The sequence below is a fragment of the Chloroflexus islandicus genome, from assembly GCF_001650695.1.
Lineage (GTDB): Bacteria > Chloroflexota > Chloroflexia > Chloroflexales > Chloroflexaceae > Chloroflexus > Chloroflexus islandicus.
Genome location: NZ_LWQS01000034.1, coordinates 14671 through 31891, shown reverse-complemented (window position 1 = coordinate 31891; position 17221 = coordinate 14671). Strand labels below are relative to the sequence as shown.

10 protein-coding genes are annotated in these 17221 nt (G+C 62.7%); 3 read left to right on the top strand and 7 right to left on the bottom strand.

The genetic code is table 11. From position 1 onward, the window contains the following. Positions 1-50: 50 nt before the first annotated feature. Together scpA and A6A03_RS02815 are read right to left on the bottom strand one after the other, a co-directional pair. On the bottom strand, positions 51-2252 hold the full coding sequence (gene scpA / locus A6A03_RS02820; protein ID WP_066783363.1) for a methylmalonyl-CoA mutase: 2202 nt from the start codon (positions 2250-2252) through the stop codon (positions 51-53). After that, the gene (locus A6A03_RS02815; protein ID WP_082908903.1) at positions 2249-4390 is read right to left on the bottom strand and encodes a methylmalonyl-CoA mutase family protein; all 2142 of its coding nucleotides are present in this window, start codon (positions 4388-4390) and stop codon (positions 2249-2251) included. The genes scpA and A6A03_RS02815 overlap by 4 nt, the downstream gene beginning before the upstream one ends. 303 nt (positions 4391-4693) lie before the next feature. Between A6A03_RS02815 and topA the strand changes: the two genes are divergently transcribed. Beyond that, on the top strand, positions 4694-7036 hold the full coding sequence (topA, locus tag A6A03_RS02810) for a type I DNA topoisomerase (RefSeq protein WP_066783362.1): 2343 nt from the start codon (positions 4694-4696) through the stop codon (positions 7034-7036). 430 nt (positions 7037-7466) lie between these two features. Here the strand turns inward: topA and A6A03_RS02805 are convergent, their stop codons facing one another. Continuing rightward, complete coding sequence (locus A6A03_RS02805; RefSeq protein ID WP_066783360.1) at positions 7467-8864, bottom strand: hypothetical protein; 1398 nt, start codon at positions 8862-8864, stop codon at positions 7467-7469. 242 nt (positions 8865-9106) lie between these two features. On the opposite strand from A6A03_RS02805, the gene A6A03_RS02800 reads away from it, so the two are divergent. Next, on the top strand, positions 9107-9574 hold the full coding sequence (locus A6A03_RS02800; RefSeq protein ID WP_172812273.1) for a helix-turn-helix domain-containing protein: 468 nt from the start codon (positions 9107-9109) through the stop codon (positions 9572-9574). Between the two features lie 6 nt (positions 9575-9580). Next, positions 9581-11677, top strand: coding sequence for an ATP-binding protein (locus A6A03_RS02795; RefSeq protein ID WP_066783357.1), 2097 nt, complete (start codon positions 9581-9583; stop codon positions 11675-11677). A gap of 42 nt (positions 11678-11719) precedes the next feature. On the opposite strand, the gene A6A03_RS02790 is transcribed toward A6A03_RS02795, so the two are convergent. The 4 genes from A6A03_RS02790 to A6A03_RS02775 form a co-directional block, all read right to left on the bottom strand. Beyond that, positions 11720-12433 (bottom strand): response regulator, encoded by a 714-nt coding sequence (locus A6A03_RS02790; protein ID WP_066783355.1) that lies wholly within the window; start codon positions 12431-12433, stop codon positions 11720-11722. A 19-nt stretch (positions 12434-12452) separates the two neighbouring features. Beyond that, positions 12453-13484, bottom strand: a complete 1032-nt coding sequence (locus tag A6A03_RS02785) for a sensor histidine kinase (protein ID WP_425394360.1) — start codon at positions 13482-13484, stop codon at positions 12453-12455. Between the two features lie 266 nt (positions 13485-13750). Continuing rightward, positions 13751-15640 (bottom strand): S9 family peptidase, encoded by a 1890-nt coding sequence (locus A6A03_RS02780; RefSeq protein ID WP_066783353.1) that lies wholly within the window; start codon positions 15638-15640, stop codon positions 13751-13753. Positions 15641-15712: 72 nt separating this feature from the next. Beyond that, positions 15713-17206: a ComEC/Rec2 family competence protein gene (locus A6A03_RS02775; RefSeq protein ID WP_066783351.1), complete on the bottom strand. Its 1494-nt coding sequence runs from the start codon at positions 17204-17206 to the stop codon at positions 15713-15715. Positions 17207-17221 lie beyond the last annotated feature (15 nt).

Genomic DNA, 17221 nt, shown 5'->3' with positions numbered 1-17221 from the left:
TCTCCCCGCCGGTGGGGAGAGGGGTGACTATCTGCGATGCACTCACGGTCTCACTGGGCCGGCGCAGCGATGCTATCGCCATGCAGCCGTTGTTGCAGTTCGCGCAACAGCTTCTCGGCGGCGACCGGCAAGATGGTGCCGGGGCCGAAGATCAGCGCCGCGCCATGCGCGCGCAGGAACTCGTAGTCTTGTGGCGGAATAATCCCGCCAATCACGACCATGATGTCCTCGCGGCCCAGTTTGCGCAACTCTTCCACCAGTTGCGGCAAGAGGGTCTTGTGGCCGCCGGCCAACGAGCTAATCCCGACCACATGCACGTCGTTTTCAACCGCTTGCCGGGCCACCTCCTCCGGAGTCTGGAAGAGCGAGCCAATATCGACATCGAAGCCGAGGTCGGCAAAGGCCGTTGCCACCACCTTGGCGCCGCGGTCGTGGCCGTCTTGCCCGATCTTGGCGACCAGCATCCGGGGCCGGCGACCTTCGAGGGCAGCGAAGGCATCGGCCATAGCGCGCACGTGCTGAATCTGCTCGGCGTCGCTGTACTCGCTGCTGTAAATGCCGGCCACCGAGCGAATTTCGGCTTTGAAGCGGCCAAAGACCTTTTCCATCGCCATCGAAATCTCGCCGAGGGTGGCTCGTGCGCGGGCAGCTTCAATTGCTGCCGCCAGCAGGTTGCCTTCACCGGTCGCCGCCACGCGGGTCAGCTCATTCAACGCCGCCTGCGTCTTAGCCTCGTCGCGCTCGGCGCGCAACTGTTGCAGCCGTTCGATCTGCTTTTGGCGCACGGCAGTGTTGTCAACTTCCAGAATCTCGATCGGTGCTTCGTATTCAAGCCGGTACTTGTTAACACCGACGATCGTCTCGCGGCCCGAATCGATATGGGCTTGCCGGCGGGCAGCGGCCTCTTCGATCCGCAACTTGGGCAAGCCGGCCTCGATAGCCTTGGCCATGCCACCCAGCTCTTCGACCTCTTGGATATGCGCCCACGCCCGGCGGGCCAGCGCATCGGTCAGCCATTCGAGATAGTATGAACCGCCCCACGGATCGACGATCTTGCAGATGCCGGTCTCTTCTTGCAGGTACAACTGGGTATTGCGGGCAATACGGGCCGAGAAGTCGGTCGGCAGCGCGATCGCCTCGTCGAGCGAATTGGTGTGCAACGACTGGGTATGGCCGAGGGCGGCGGCCATCGCCTCGATGCATGTGCGAGCCACATTGTTGAACGGATCCTGCTCGGTGAGGCTCCAGCCTGAAGTCTGGCAGTGGGTGCGCAACGCCAGCGAGCGGGGGTCTTGCGGGTTGAACTGCTTGATAATCTTGGCCCAGAGCAGGCGGGCGGCGCGCATCTTGGCGATCTCCATGAAGTAGTTCATCCCGATCGCCCAAAAGAACGAGAGCCGTGGCGCGAAGGCGTCAATCGTCAAGCCGGCCTTCAACCCGGCGCGTACATACTCAAGCCCGTCGGCTAGCGTATAGCCTAGCTCAAGGTCGGCGGTGGCGCCGGCCTCTTGCATGTGGTAGCCGGAAATGCTGATGCTGTTGAACTTGGGCATGTGCTGGGCCGTGTACGCGAAAATATCGGCAATGATGCGCATTGACGGCTCAGGCGGGTAGATGTAGGTGTTGCGCACCATGTACTCTTTCAAGATGTCGTTTTGGATGGTGCCGGTGAGCTGTTCGGGACGCACCCCCTGTTCTTCGGCGGCGACGATGTAGAAGGCCATGATCGGAATCACCGCGCCGTTCATCGTCATCGAGACCGACATCTGATCGAGTGGGATGCCGTCGAACAGAATCTTCATGTCGAGGATCGAGTCGATGGCAACGCCGGCCTTGCCGACATCACCCACCACCCGCGGGTGGTCAGAGTCGTAGCCGCGGTGGGTAGCCAAATCGAAGGCCACCGACAAGCCCTTTTGGCCGGCGGCGAGGTTGCGCCGGTAGAAAGCATTGCTGGCTTCGGCGGTGGAAAAGCCAGCGTACTGGCGGATCGTCCACGGCTGGGTGACGTACATCGTCGGATAGGGGCCGCGCAGGTAGGGTGGAATGCCGGCGGTAAAGCCGAGATGCTCAAGGCCGGCCAGATCAACAGCCGTATAGAGTGGCCGCACCTCGATCTGTTCCATCGTGCGCCAGACCAGCTCGCTCAGCGGTTTGCCGGCCTCTTGTTCGGCCCGCGCTTGCCACGCGGCTAGATCGGGCGCGGGCCGCTCGTCGCGGTATGACAGCGTGGTGAAATCGGGGTTCTTCACTCAGCCACTCCTTTCAGGCGTTGCAGCCGGGCCAGCGTTTCGTAACAGTTGGCGCGCAGGTGGATAAACTCATCGACCCCGGCAGCGCGATACATATCGATTAGATCGGTCGGGTAGCCGGCCAGCACGACCGTGACCTCGGGCCGTTGCGCCTTGATCGCGTGGGTCAGGGCCGGCACAATATCCGGGTAGGTCTCATCGGTTGAGCAGATCGTCACAATTTCAGCGCCGGAAGCGAGCGCAGCCGCAGCAGCTTCTTCGGTGGTGGCGAAGCCATCGTTGCTGATCACAGCGAAGCCGCCGGCGGCGAAGAAGCCGGTGGAGAAATCGGCCCGCGCTTTGTGCTGGCTGATCGGCCCCATATTGGCGAGGAAGACTGCCGGGCGGCGACCGGTGCGGGTCGTGTAGGCGTCGGCAGTGGCCCGTAGGGCCTCGAACTGCTCGGCGGCGCGGTGGGCCGGCAGCAGTTCCACCTGCGGCGCGGCGCTATCGGCAGCAGCCAGCGCGCCGCTCAGTTCACCCATGGTTGCGCCGGCCTGCACGGCGGCCAGCGTGGCGGCCATGGTGCGTTGGTGCGACAGCTCAACCAGGGCCGCTTTAGCGGCCTCTTCCGAGCGCATTTCGCGGGCATGGCGCAGATCGACGGCGCGGGCTGCGTGCAACTGGACGTGATCGATCTGGCGCACCTCCGGCAGCTTCTCGCTGAGATTGGGATACATATTGACGCCGACGATCACTTCGCGGCGCTGGGCAATTGCGGCAAAGCGTTCGGCGCGGGTGGCGGCGATGGCCGCTTGCGGCATACCGGCTTGCAAGGCCGCCGCCATACCTCCTTGCCGTTCGATCGCTTGGAACAACTCCCATGCCTTGGCAGCGATCTCGTCGGTTAACTTCTCGACTGCCCACGACCCGCCGGGTGGATCGATCAGGCGGAAGAAGTTGCACTCCTCTTGCAAAATCACATGCAGGTTGCGAGCGATCCGGCGCGAGAACTCGTCGGGCAAGCCCCACGCTTCATCAAAATGGCTGATATGGATGCTCTGCGCCCCACCCATCACCGCCGCCATCGCTTCGCCGGTGGCGCGCAGCATGTTGTTATAGACATCGTAGCGCGTCTTCGTCCACGCCGAGGTGCGTGCGTGCAGGTGCATCTGCTGGGCGGTTTCATCGCCGTCGAAGGCGGCCACTACCCGCGCCCACAGCATGCGGGCGGCGCGCAGGCGGGCCACTTCGAGGAAGAATTGCGATCCCACCGAGCAGGTAAACTGGATGCGCGGGGCGATCTCGTTGACGCTCAGGCCGCGCTCTTGCAACGCGCGGAGATAGGCCACGCCAGTGGCGAGAGCGCACGCCAGCTCTTGGGCGGCGTGGGCGCCGCTGTTGTGGTAGACGTGGGTACTGACTACGATCGTGCGCAGGCGGGGCGCATGCGCCATTGCCCACCGCGTCCACTCGGCCAGCAGGTCATAGCAACGGTCGAGCGAGGCCGGCAAGGCGCCACTGGCGGCCAGCGCGCCGAGCGGATCAGCGCCGAGACAGCCGTGCAGCCGGTCAGGCGTGACCCCCTGCGCTTCGGCGGCGGTCACGAGCAGCGCCGCCACTGGCATTGCTTGCGCACCGGCGTTGACCAACAGCGCCAGCCGGTTCAGGTCAAGCTGGGCCAACAGGCGGCGAGCATCGGCCAGCGTCGCCAGCGACAGGCCCCCCGTTCCCACCTGCGCCGGCGCAGCCGCATCGGGATCGAGGCCGTGCTGGGTGGCCTGGTCGAGCGGCAGGTTGAGGGTGGTCAAGCCGCGCGGCACATCAGCCTGCGCCGCCTGATTCGCTTCATCCGCCGTTGGGTACGGCAGCTCTTGCGCCACCTGCCAGCGTTCCAACACCGGCCCTAACACGCGCGTATCGCGCACGAATGGAGCGAAGCCGGGCAGCGAGCCAGTGTGCGGCAACTCGGCAATATCGGCAGCGTTATAGATCGGTTGCAGCAGAATTTGTTCGTAGGTCTTGGTAATCAGGCGCTTCTCAAACGGAACGCCCTTCAGCGTCTTCTCAGCCGCTGCCCGCCATTCCTCGTATGTCGCGGGCGCGAACATATCGAACAACGGAGCGCGCTGCGCCGTCCCCTGCATCTCTGAAGGCATGGCCATACTCCTTGCCGGCAGCCCATACCTAACCCTCGATACCGTTAGTATACCAGCAAATCGAGGGTAAAACGGATACGATAGACCGGATCGTTATGAAGTGAAAGACTGGTTGCCTAACCACAGGGTATCTGATTGATGCTGCTTGTCAATAGCTCATCTTAGAGAAGCGAGTTACAGTTCAACAACCGGTCAAAATTGGGAAGGCTCGCTCTTGACAATCGTGCCAGCGCCGCGTATAGTGCGATGACGATAGTAAAACTATGTTTGAACAGACATTCGTATTGAGATGGGAACAGTTCAATGGGCGAAAAAGTGGTGATCGTTGAGTCGCCGGCCAAAGCGCGGACGATTCAGAAATATTTGGGCAAAGGCTATAAAGTTACCTCCAGCATGGGCCATGTGCGCGATTTGCCCAAGAACGGGCTGGCGATCGATATCGAGCACGATTTTGCCCCTTCCTACGAAATCGTTAAGCCAAAGGTCGTCACCGAGCTGAGCCAAGCGGTGCGCAACGCCGATGCCATCTATCTGGCGACTGACCCCGACCGCGAGGGCGAGGCGATTGCGTGGCATATTACGCAAGCGGTCAAAACGCCAAAGAAGACACCGGTGTATCGGGTGGTCTTTCAAGAGATCACGCGCAACGCGGTGCAACAGGCGTTACAACAGCCACGCCAGATTGACCAAAATCTGGTTGATGCCCAACAGGCGCGGCGAGTGCTCGACCGGCTGGTCGGCTACCAACTGAGCCCGTTGTTGTGGGATAAAGTTAAGCGCGGGTTGAGCGCCGGGCGGGTGCAGTCGGTGGCGGTACGGCTGATCGTCGAGCGCGAGCGCGAGATCGAGCAGTTCCAGCCGCAGGAATATTGGACGATTGAAGCCGATCTGTTGAAAGAGGCCGGCATCGCGCCGCGTGATCTCTTCCGGGCCACGCTGATCGAGCGCGATGGCAAGAAGCTGGAGAAGTTTTCGATCGAGCGGCGCGAGCAGGCCGAGGCGATCGTGACTGATCTGCAAGGCGCGACCTATACCGTGGCCAAAGTGACCCGGCGTGACAAGCGCCGGTCGCCGGCGCCGCCGTTTACCACCAGCACCTTGCAGCAAGAGGCGGCCCGCAAGTTGGGCTTTAGCGCCAAGAAGACTATGACGCTGGCCCAGCGCCTCTACGAGGGGGTGGATATTGGCGGCGAAGAGGGCACGGTTGGTCTGATCACCTACATGCGCACCGACAGCGTGCAGGTGGCGGCAGAAGCTCAAGCCGAGGCGCGCGAGGTGATCGGCAAGCGTTTCGGCAGTGACTATCTGCCCGACCAGCCGCCGGTCTACAAGACCAAGGCCAAAGGCGCGCAAGAGGCCCACGAGGCGATCCGGCCCACCAGCAGCGCCCGCACGCCTGAACAGTTGAGCGAACGGCTGGAGCGCGATCTGTGGCGGCTCTACGATCTGATCTGGAAGCGGTTTATCGCCTCGCAGATGGCCCCGGCCATCTTTGACAGCACCACCGTTGACATCGCCGCCCAACCGAGCGTGGCCGGCGCACCGCCCTACCTCTTCCGTGCCACCGGCTCGGTGCTCAAGTTCCCCGGCTTCCTCGCCGTCTACAATGTCAGCCTTGACGAAGGCGAAGAAGACGAAGACAGCGAGCGCCGTTTGCCGCCGCTGGCCGAAGGCGAGAACTTGCAGTTGGTTGAGCTGCTGCCGGTGCAGCACTTCACCGAACCGCCGCCGCGCTACACCGAAGCCAGTCTGGTGAAAGAGTTGGAACGGCTTGGCATTGGCCGGCCCAGCACTTATGCCAGCATCCTCTCGACCATCCAAGAGCGCGAATACGTCGAGATGGTGGATAAAAAGCTGATCCCGACCACGTTGGGGCGGGTCGTCACCGACTTGCTGGTCGAGCATTTCGGCAACATTGTCGATTACGATTTCACATCGTCGCTCGAACAGCAGCTTGACGATATTGCTGAAGGGGCGAAAAAGTGGGTGCCAGTGCTGCGCGAGTTCTACGGCCCCTTCCGCTCGACCCTCGAGACGGCGCAACGCCAGATGCGCAATGTCAAGCGCGAAGAGATTACGACTGACATCGATTGTCCGAAGTGCGGCCAAGCCAAGCTGGTGATCAAGTTTGGCCGCAACGGCGAGTTTCTGGCCTGTTCGCGCTACAACCGGGAAGGCGAGGGTGATTCGTGCGATTTCACCAGCGATTTTCACCGTGACGAAAATGGCCAGATCATCCTCGATAAGGCCAGCGCGCCAGAGACGAGCGATGTCTTGTGCAATGTCTGCGGACGGCCTATGGTGATCAAGAAGAGCCGTTTCGGCCCCTTCCTCGGCTGTTCGGGATACCCCGAATGCACCAACACCCGCCGGATTGGCCGCGACGGCAAGCCGGTGCCGCTACCGGAACCGACCGGGGTGCCGTGTCCGAAGTGCGGCGAGGGTGAGTTGCTGCGCCGGCGGGGCAAGTTTGGCCGCCCGTTCTACGGTTGCTCGCGCTACCCCAAGTGCGATTACATCACCAATTCGCTCGACGAGGCGCAGGCTGGGGTGGCGGTCGAAGCTGCGCCAGCGCCGCCTCCCGCTGCCGAGAAGCCGGCAGCGCCGGCCCGTAAATCCAGCGGCAAGACCCGCAAATCGGCGTAGGGGCGGGGGTATCTGCCCTGAACCAATACTATGGAGTGCGGCAGTTTGACTGCCGCACTCCATAGTGTTATGACGTGCGGTGCGCGCAGCGCGGATGATGCACGCGCACCGTCATTGGCGGCAGTTTGACTGCCGCACTCCATCGTGTTATGGCGCCACCGTCTTCCCGTCCGGTATCGCCAACGCGCCAATCGTGCGGATGTTGACAACCTGCCCTGACCCAATAATATGGAGTGCGGCAGTTTGACTGCCGCACTCTATGGTGTTATGACGCGCGGTGCGCGGATGATGCATGCGCACCGTCATTGGCGGCAGTCAAACTGCCGCACTCCATCGTGTTATGGCGCCACCGTCTTCCCGTCCGGCATCGCCAACGCGCCAGTCGTGCGGATGTTGGAATGCGGCAGTTTGACTGCCGCACTCCATCGTGTTATGACGCCACCGTCTTCCCGTCCGGCATCGCCAATGCCCCAGTCGTGCGGATGTTGGCCGTCGCCTGACCTAACACGATCTGGCGCTGTACCGTGTAGTTGATCAAGCATAACGCTGGGATAGCGAAGATGCCGATCCCCGGAATTGATTGCATGCCAATGAGGACGATCGCTACGATTCGCAAGACCCAGTTGGTGAAGCAGCCGCTAATGCTTGCCGGCACATAACTCTGCAAGCTGGCGATCAGGCTCAGCCGGTAGTAGATGATTGCCGGCACCACCCCAATCACTGGCACTAACCCCAGCAATCCGCTTACGAGCAGCGTGCGCGGCAGTTGCCGGTCGAGTGCGCGCAGAAATGAGTTGACCTGCGCCACGTCGGTAAAAGTCACGGTTGCACACGCCGGACAGGCTTGTTGCACTGCGCGCTTCTTGAGCCGGGTGGCGCAGCTTGGGCAACGACGATGCTTGATCAGCGCCAGCCGGTGCGCCGCCGGATCAGTGACCAGTTCTGGCCGCGGTTGGCCGATCCACCCAACCATGCGCGGCTGCTGGTTGGCTTGACGGCAAGCCGGGCATTCGAGCGCCGCGGGATGCATCTGGCCGCCGCAATGATGGCAAGCGATCAACATCTTCCGCTCGCGCAGCTCGAAGTAGCGCCGGATGAGCCAGAGGCCGAGCACGGTGAGACCGGCCAATAGTAAGGCCAGCAGCGGGAAGAGGATCAGCACAACCGTAGTCGTAATCGCCCACCCGCCGTCACCCCATGAAAAGAGCTTGAGCAAGCCGAGGTGGCCGCCGGGATCCATCAGCGAAATGAGCGCAATAATTGCAGCGCGGATGCCAGAGATGATCCAGATCGCGACGGTGACAATGCTTGACCAGACGAACGCAATCGGCTGCGCTAACCATGCTAATCCGTCAGCCGGTTGGGCGGCCAGCGGTGCGACGGCGGCGACCGCCACACCGGTGCTGAGCGCGGCCACTGTATCAGATGGCAACGTCTGCGCCAGCAGATCGAGGATCTGATCCATCTGGCTATTCACCATCTGATATTGCACGCCAAAGCCGGCTCCAGTCTTCACAAGGCGATTCACAAACCCCAGCGTCTGTTGGGCATTGGCGCTACGTTCGCTCGACCACTCATAGATTACTCCCAACAAAATCAGCAATACAAATGGCAACTCAAACGCCCATGCCGGTAGATCAACCCCACTGATCTGGCTGGCGAAAACGGTGAAAAACCCCATCGAATCGCGTGCCATTTGCTCAGGGTTGAGCAGATGCTGTTGCACGAGACCGCCGATCAGCAAGAGCACCAACACACTGGTGAACGGGTAAGCCGACAAAGCTGGCGTGAGGCCGACCGCTTGGATGAGCGAGTTAAAGTGGCTCATACATGCTCCTGCATTAAAGGTTGATATCTAGGGGTGCCTGCCGATCGCAATCGCTTACCCTTTCCACTAACGAAAGATTTAACTTATGTGTTCTGGTTGTAACAAAACGTTCAATCGGTTACAAGGGGGCGATGGTATAATGCAGTAACACAAGAGTGACACAAGCCGGCAGTGCAATGACGGCCCGCTGCAGCAAACTTCCGGCTGGTTGGGCCAACCATTTCGCGAAGGATGACAAGCTTTTGCCGGCTGCCATCACCTTTCCCGTTTTGCTCAAGCAATGTCGCCTTGAACTTGGGTTGACGCAAACCCAGTTAGCAGTCCGCGCCGGGATCTCGGTCTCGCTGGTGCGAAAATACGAAACCGGCGCGCGGGTACCGCCGCGCGCCACCGCGGTGCAACTGGCGAACGCCTTGGAGTTGGCTGGCGAGGAGCGTGCCGCCTTTCTGGTTGCTGCCGGTGCGCGCTCCCTTCCCCCAGCCACAACCCAGCACACTCCGCCAGCGGCACGGATGGCGTCGCATCGGTTGCCGGTTGCGCCAACACCGTTGCTTGGGCGCGAGGCCGAGCTAGCGGCGCTCACCCGGTTGCTCGGCGAGCATACGGCGCGTTGTGTCACGCTGATCGGCCCGCCGGGAGTGGGGAAATCGCGTTTGGCGCTCGCTGTGGCTGCTGCGTTGCAGCCGTTGTTTACTGATGGCGCAGCGTGAATCGAATTGGCAGCGCTCGATGATCCGGCAGCGGTGGCGCCGTTGATCGCCGCTCGCCTTGGCGCGCAGGGTGACGAGGCCGAAGCGGCGCTGATCGCTTTGCTTGCCCAGCGTTCATTTTTGCTAGTGCTCGATAACTTCGAGCAGCTTGTGCCGGCGGCGCCGTTGATCGCGCGCTTGTTGGCCGCTGCGCCGCGGCTGTCCGTGCTCATCACTAGCCGCGTGCCGCTCCGCCTGCGCGCCGAAACCCGCTTTCCGGTCAAGCCGCTCGCCTTACCGGCCACCCGGCGGGTCAGTGCGGTGGCGGCAGCACCGGCCACCCGGTTGTTTTGCGAGCGCGCAGCGGCAGTGAACCCGGCGTTTGCGCTTGGCGCGGCCAATGCAGCGACGATTGCGACGCTGTGCCAGCGGCTCGACGGTTTGCCGCTAGCGATTGAGTTGGCTGCGGCCCGCGCCGATGCGCTCGAACCGGCTGCGTTGCTGACCAGCCTTGATGCCGGGATAGCAGAGTTTGCCGGCGGTTTTGCCGATCTGCCGGCGCACCAGCGCTCGTTACAGGCCGCCATCGCGTGGAGCGAGCGGTTGCTGGAGCCGGCAGCACGCGATGGCTTTGCCCGTCTGGGGGTGTTTGCGGGCACGTTTGACGCACCGGCAGCGGCGGCGCTAGGGGTTGCCAGTCTTGACCCGCTGGTTGAGGCGGGGTTGGTGCAGGCTGACGCCAGCGGACGGCTGCATTTGCTTGAAACGATCCGGGTCTTTGCTGCCGAACGGTTGCGCGCGCACCCTGAAGCGGCCAATATCTATGCGCGCCACGCCGCCTATTTTGCCAACCTTGCCGAAACTGCCGGCCCGCTGCTCGAAAGCGCAGCCGCCGCTACGACGCTGAAACAACTTGATGCTGAGCTGCCCAATCTGCGCGCGGCGCTTCGCTGGTCGTTGCAGGCCGACGGCGGGGTGGTGGCGGCCCGAATCACCGCGGCGCTGCGCGTCTACTGGCTGAGCCGGCGCGCGATCTACGAGGGGCGCTTGGTCGAACCGCTGTTGGTGGCTGGGCCGGCGCAAGCCATCCCACCGGCGTTACGCGGCAGCGCGCTGATCGCGGTCGGCTACCTCGCATCGCAGCAGGGTGCGTTACATGCCGGCGATCTGCTGGCCCAAGGGATTGCGCTGGCGCGCCAAGCGGGGCAAGAGGCTGATGTGGCGCAGGGGTTGGCCTACCAAGGCATGCTCAACCGCTTTCCCGGCAATCTGGAACGGTACGCAGCCATCCTCAACGAAGCGATCGCCATTGCCCGGCGCATCGCCGCGCCGGCCCCGTTAGCCTATGCCCTCAATCAGCTCGGCGTCGGCTACTACATCCACGGTCACTACCACAAGGCATTGCCCATGTTGCGCGAAGCAGTTGATCTGGTAAAGCACAACGGCGATCAGATCATGGTGCATCGCTACCGGTGCGATCTGGCCGAAGCGTTGCGTTCGCGCGGCGACCTCTTGCCGGCGCGCCGGATCTTTGCTGGTCTGATCGCAGAATTAGCCGCTGGCGGTGACGCGATGGCGTTATGGGAAGCGCATCTGCGCCTCGCCAGCATCGATCTGGAAGAGGGAGCGATCGCGGCGGCGGAGAGCAATCTCGCCGCCGCCGGTGCGATCATTGCCGAGATGAGCATTCGTTATGGTCGGGTCAGTTGGCTGCGCCAACAAGGCTATCTCGCGATTGCGGCCGCAGACCGTGATGCGGCGGTTGCCCATTTGAGCATGGCGCAAAAGGAGGCTTACGACGTCTACTTGCCAGAAGAGGTGTCGGCAGCGCTGATTGGACTGGCCTACCTGCACCTCAACGCCGATCGCCGGCTTGCAGCGCGGCTGTGTGGCGCGGGTGAAGGTCTGCTCACCCGCTACCAGCTCCGCCGTGATCGGTTGGCTGGACGGTTGCGGCAAGCAGTGCGGGAAACGTTCACTGCGGCTGAACACGAGCTGGCAAACGAAGCGGCGCAAACGGTGATCGATCGCTTGCCCCGACTGGCGTTTGCCAATGTGGTGGCGGCCCGCGATACGGTGCGGCTCGATCGCGTGATCGCCACCGCCTTGCGCGGCGCGCCGTAGGGATATTGCGCCGCAATGTCCCAACATTGCACCGCAATGTCCCTACTCGGGCAATTGCGAATACCCCATCTTAATCCACCCCTTCTTGATCGCCACAATCACCGCCATCGTGCGGTCGTTGACTTGCAACTTGGAAAGGATGGACGTAATGTGATTTTTTACTGTCTGGCCGCTGATGCTCAGCTCCTGCGCAATCTCTTTGTTTGAGAGGCCGCGGGCAATGCAGTCGAGAATCTCAATTTCGCGCGACGTCAGCGGGGCAAACAGATTCGCGCCATCTTCCTCGTCAGTGGCGGCTAGTTCGCGGAATTGGTGCAGTACTCGCGCCGCAACGTTTGGCCGGGCCAGTACCGCATCGTTGATCAGATAGCGCCCGCGAGCGACATCGCGGATCATCTGCACCAGCTCTTCCGGGCTAATGTCTTTGGATGTAAACGCCGCCGTGCCGACCTTAATCGCCTGAAACAACTGGTCATCATCTTCGTAGACGCTCAGCACAATGATGCCGGTGCGCGGCTCACGGCGCTTAATCACGCGCGCCACTTCCAACCCGTTCAAGCCGGGCAGGTTAATATCAACCAGCACTACATCAGGCATCAGGCGTTCGGTCAGCTTGATTGCCTCTTGGCCGTTCTCAGCCTCACCGATCACCTCAATATCGGGTGTGCTTTCCAAGCTCCAGCGGATCCCCTGCCGGAAGAGCGGGTGGTCATCAATCACTAATACTCTGACCTTTGATGATAATGGCGCTGTCACGCATCACCCCTCGGATAACTCACGCCGGTTGCGGCAATGGCATCGTCACATGTACTTCGGTGCCGGCGCCGCGCCGGGTCGTAACCGTCAGTTGCGCGCCGATCAACTCGGCCCGTTCGCGCATGCTCGTCAACCCCCAACTTTCGCGTCCAGCGCGCCGGATCACCTCGCGTAGATCGAAACCCGGCCCTTCATCGCGGATTGTCAGTTGCAACCTCCCGCCACGCGCCGTTAACGTCACCCGCACCGGCGCGCCACGGGCATGTTTGCGCGCATTCTGCAACGCCTCCTGCACAATGCGGTAGAGCACGATCTCAGCTTCAGCCGGCAAGCGTGGCAACGGATCAGCTTCAAACACGACCGGACTGCTGACCGTGTCGCGGTAGCGGCGAATATATTCGTGCAGCGCCGGCACAAGCCCTTGTTCTTCCAACTTGCCCGGACGGAGGTCAGCGATAAAGCTGCGTATTTCGCGCAAGCCTTCGCGCACGCTATCACCCAGTTGGCTGAGGATCGAGCCGAGCTGTTCCAGCTTCTGCTCTTGAAGCAGATTTTGGCAGACTTCGACCCCCATCAGCGCATTTGCTAGCACTTGCGCCGGCCCGTCATGCACTTCACGCGCCAGCCGGATGCGCTCCTCCTCGCGGCCCTTAATAACTTGCGCCCGCAACGCCTGCACCCACGGATCGGCGGCCACGCCTTCGACATTGCGGGTCAGGGTGGTGCTGCTCATCTCGATCTGGCGAATGAGCTGGTCAAGCTGGCGGAGCGACCGGCGCAATTCGGCTTCAGCTTCGGCAGCAGCGGCGTGCTCGGCGCGCAATTGCTTGACCCGCGCCGCGATAGCGACGGTGGATAAACCGCGTTCGCGGGCAAACTGCTCTTGCACAACGGCTTCATCGAGTTGGCGCGAAAGTTGGCGCGCACGCTGAACCACGCCTTCCTGCTGGTGCAAGGCGGCGTGGTAGAGTTCGCGCAATCCGGCAAGTTGGGCGGCAACGATGGCTGTAGCGCGCTCGAGAAGGGCGGCTGGCTCCGTACTCAAGGACATACTCCCGCGACCAATCGCTTTGATGGTGTAAGTATAGCACGCAACTGGCCGGCAATGAAGCGGGCAAGATGATCAAACGTTCATCTTGCGCCGCTTGTCCTTGCGCGCCGAGCGAAGCGCGGCGAAGCAATCTCCCACTTCAGCGGCACAGATGCCTGTGTGAATGCAATCCGTGCTCGGGGGAGATTGCTTCGGTCGAGCGGCGCCAGCGTTGCTGGCCGCCGCCGCTCCCTCGCAATGACAGAGGACTGTCTACCGGGTTGTGGTCACACTGCCGGCGTAAAGCCGAGCACCTCACCGTAAAACGCCAGTTCGCGTTCGAGGGCGGTGATGATGTTTTCGGCTTTGCGGAAGCCGTGCTGTTCGCCGGGGAAGGGGACGTATTCGGTGCGGATGCCGCGCGTGCGGAGCGCCTCGTACATCGCTTCCGATTGGGCCGGCGGCACCACTTTGTCTTCCAACCCTTGGAAGAAGATGACCGGGCAGGTGATCTGGTGGGCGTGGTAGAGCGGTGAACGGGCCTGATAGAGGTCGGCGCGTTCGGGGTAGGGGCCGATCAGGCGGTCGAGGTAGCGCGACTCGAATTTGTGGGTGTCGCGGGCCAGTGCAGCTAGATCGGCGACGCCGAAGTGGCTGGCGCCGGCGCGGAAGGTGTGGTGAAATGCTAGCGCCGCCAGCACGGTGAAGCCGCCGGCGCTGCCGCCGGTGATTAGCAGCCGGGCAGGATCGGCCTTGCCGTTGGCGGCCAGAAATTGCGCGCCGGCCACGCAATCTTCCACATCGACAATCCCCCATCTGCCATCGAGCAGTTCGCGGTAGGCACGGCCAAAGCCAGTGCTGCCGCCATAATTCACATCGAGTACCCCGATCCCTCGGCTCGTCCAGTATTGGATCGAGAGGCGCAAGGTGGGGTAGGCGGCGGCAGTCGGCCCGCCGTGGATCATCACCAGCAGCGGCGGGAGTTCGCCGGCGGGGGCGACAAAGTCGGGGTTGTGCGGCGGGTAGAAGATGCCGTAGGCGGTGCGCCCGCCAGCACTGGGAAAACTGATCACTTCGGGCAGCGAAAGATAAGCCGGATCAACTGGCAGTTCGCCGCTCTGCCGGATGGGGGTGAGCGAACGATCGGCTAGGTCGAGCAGAAACAGGGTGGTTGGCATGGTGGGTGAGCTGCCGATGATCAGCGCCCGCTCACCAGCCCCGTTGACGATATTGATGACCGAGACCGGCAAGTCGATCGGTTCGGTGCGGCCATCGCGGTGGATCAGCGCCATTTGCCAACGGCTGGACTGGCAGAATGCCGCCAGTACGTTTCCATCGGCCAAGGGCAGGTAGGTGCGCATACCCGGCTGCCAGAGCGGTTGGCCGAACTCGGCCTCGAGCGGGTAAAGTGGGGTAGCGTTGCCGTCAAGATCGAGCCGGTACAGGTTCCACCATCCGCTACGCTCGGCCACCACCAGCAAGCTGCCATCAGCGGCCCATTCCGGTTGAAAACACGAATCACCGGGGCCGCCGGCCAACTGGCGCGCCGTTCCCAAGCTGCCATCGGCCAAGACCGGCGCCACCCACAACTCGGCGGCGTCCCACGGCATGTTGGGATGATCCCACGCCAGCCACGCCAGCCATGCCCCGTCGGGACTCAGGCGCGGCGCAGCCACAAAGTCGCGTCCGGTGAGTAACGGCGTCGTCGCGCCGCTGGCCAGATCGACCGCTACCAGATAGTTCTGCGCTTCGCCGTCGCCGCGATGATCCTCCCCAATCGCGATCAACCGGTTACGCGCCCGATCCACCACCATCTCGGCGAAGCGCAGGCCTGCCGGTGTGCCGAGCGGTGCCGGCGCCTCGCCGGGACGCTGGCGGTAGAGGGTCTGATCGCTAAACTCGACAAAGAAGACTTCACCCTGATCGACCACGTAGCTGAGGCCGCCGTACTCATGCACGAGGGTGCGCACATTCATACCGGTTGGGGTTACATCGCTGATTGTGCCGTCAGCGGCGCGGCGCACCAGCACATTCCGCCCGCCCTCTTGCGGACGACCTTCGATCCAGTACAGATCAGCGCCGTCGATCTGCGGCCAACTGAGGCTCACCTGCTTGGTGACGAGCATTGCGGCAGTGATCGGCGAGCGCCAACTGCCGTAGGGTGCGATCTGGGCCATACCTATTCCTTGCCAATCTCAAAACATTTCCTCTTGCATCATAACACAAGGCGCTCAGTTTGGCGCATGGCACTAAGCTGCCCGCACGTCTTCGCGGTCTGGCCGCCGCCACAGCCAATAGCCGCCGATCAGCGCATAACCGGCCAGCAACAGCCAGAGTGGGAAAGATGGCACGGCCAGCGCTGCCCATGCCGGTTGGGCCAGCACCAGCGCCGTATTGGTGATCCAGCTCAGCGGTAACCATGCGATTGTCGCCAGCCACTGGCCGAGCGGCAGCCAGATCAAGCCGCCGATCAATGCCGCCATTCCCAACAGCATCGCTACTGGCACCACCGGCACAATCAGGATGTTGGCCAGCGGCGCGACGAGCGATAGATTGCCGAAGTGGTACAGCATCAGCGGCATGGTCAACACCTGCGCCGCCAAGGTCGCCGTCAGCGCCTCACGCACCGACGCCAAGGCTGGGTAGGCCAGCCAGCGCACCCCATCGAGCCAGCGTTCTACCGGTTTGCCGAACGCAAACAGGCTGGCGGTGGCAAGCGCCGAGAGTTGGAAGCCAAGATCCCAGAGGGTGTGCGGGTTGACCAGCGTCAAGAGCCAGCACGCAGCCAACAACAACCGCCACGGCTCGCTCTGCCGCTCGGCGGTGCGGGCCAAGAGGGCGAGACTGGCCATCATCGCCGCCCGCACCACCGCCGCCGATGCGCCGGTGAAGCCGGCGTAGATCCACATCACGGCCAGACTGAGCCAAAAGGCCGGCCATGGCCGCAAGCGGGTGAGTTTGGCTAACGCCGCCAGTGCTGCCGCGACGATAGTAAAGTTCCAGCCTGACACGACTAAGATGTGCGAAGTGCCGGTCGTGGCAAACGCTGCGCGGGCCGCTTCCGGCAGACCAGCCTGAATACCGAGCAGAATCCCGATCGCCAGCGCCGCCTGCGGTTCAGGTAACAGGCGCAGCACGGTACGCCGGCACTGTTCGCGAAACTGGCTAATCTGGGCCAAGCCCCATGCTGGTTCGCGCGCAGCCAACGTCTTGATAGCGGTAGGCCGGTTCAGGAGCACAAAGATGTTCCGGCGGGCAAGGTAGGCGCGGTAATCAAACTCTCCCGGACGTTGGGCAGTGCGGGGGAGTGTCAGCCTCCCGCTAATCTGCAAGCGATCACCCGGATAGTACGGGGGGTAGGGCGGGGCGCGTACCAGCACCCGCCCCTCCGCCGGCACCAACCTGCCATCAGGGCCGGCGTGAGCCACGGCGATGACCAATTGCTGGCCGGTGTCATCACGGCGCGGCTCTTCCGCGACGCTGCCAACCAACATCACCTCATCAGCACCGGCCCAGTGTTCGATATGGTGCGGGCCGAGCAACGGCTGGGCAACGTGGTAACGTATCCCACCCAGCGCCAAACACAACGCCGCCAGCGCCATCCAGCGCCAGCGGCGGTCAACAACAACGACACCCACCCCCGCCGCACCGGCGACAAGCGCCAACCAGTGCAGCGGTAACGAAACAGTTCCGGCTAACGCGATCCCAACCAACCAACCCAGCGCCATTCGAATCAGATTCATGCGATCTTGCCTGTT

Coding starts and splice junctions, on each gene's coding strand:
- A6A03_RS02815 (WP_082908903.1), bottom strand. CDS start 4,390: ATGCCTTCAGAGATGCAGGGGACGGCGCAGCGCGCTCCGTTGTTCGAT.
- topA (WP_066783362.1), top strand. CDS start 4,694: ATGGGCGAAAAAGTGGTGATCGTTGAGTCGCCGGCCAAAGCGCGGACG.
- A6A03_RS02805 (WP_066783360.1), bottom strand. CDS start 8,864: ATGAGCCACTTTAACTCGCTCATCCAAGCGGTCGGCCTCACGCCAGCT.
- A6A03_RS02785 (WP_425394360.1), bottom strand. CDS start 13,484: ATGTCCTTGAGTACGGAGCCAGCCGCCCTTCTCGAGCGCGCTACAGCC.
- A6A03_RS02780 (WP_066783353.1), bottom strand. CDS start 15,640: ATGGCCCAGATCGCACCCTACGGCAGTTGGCGCTCGCCGATCACTGCC.
- A6A03_RS02775 (WP_066783351.1), bottom strand. CDS start 17,206: ATGAATCTGATTCGAATGGCGCTGGGTTGGTTGGTTGGGATCGCGTTA.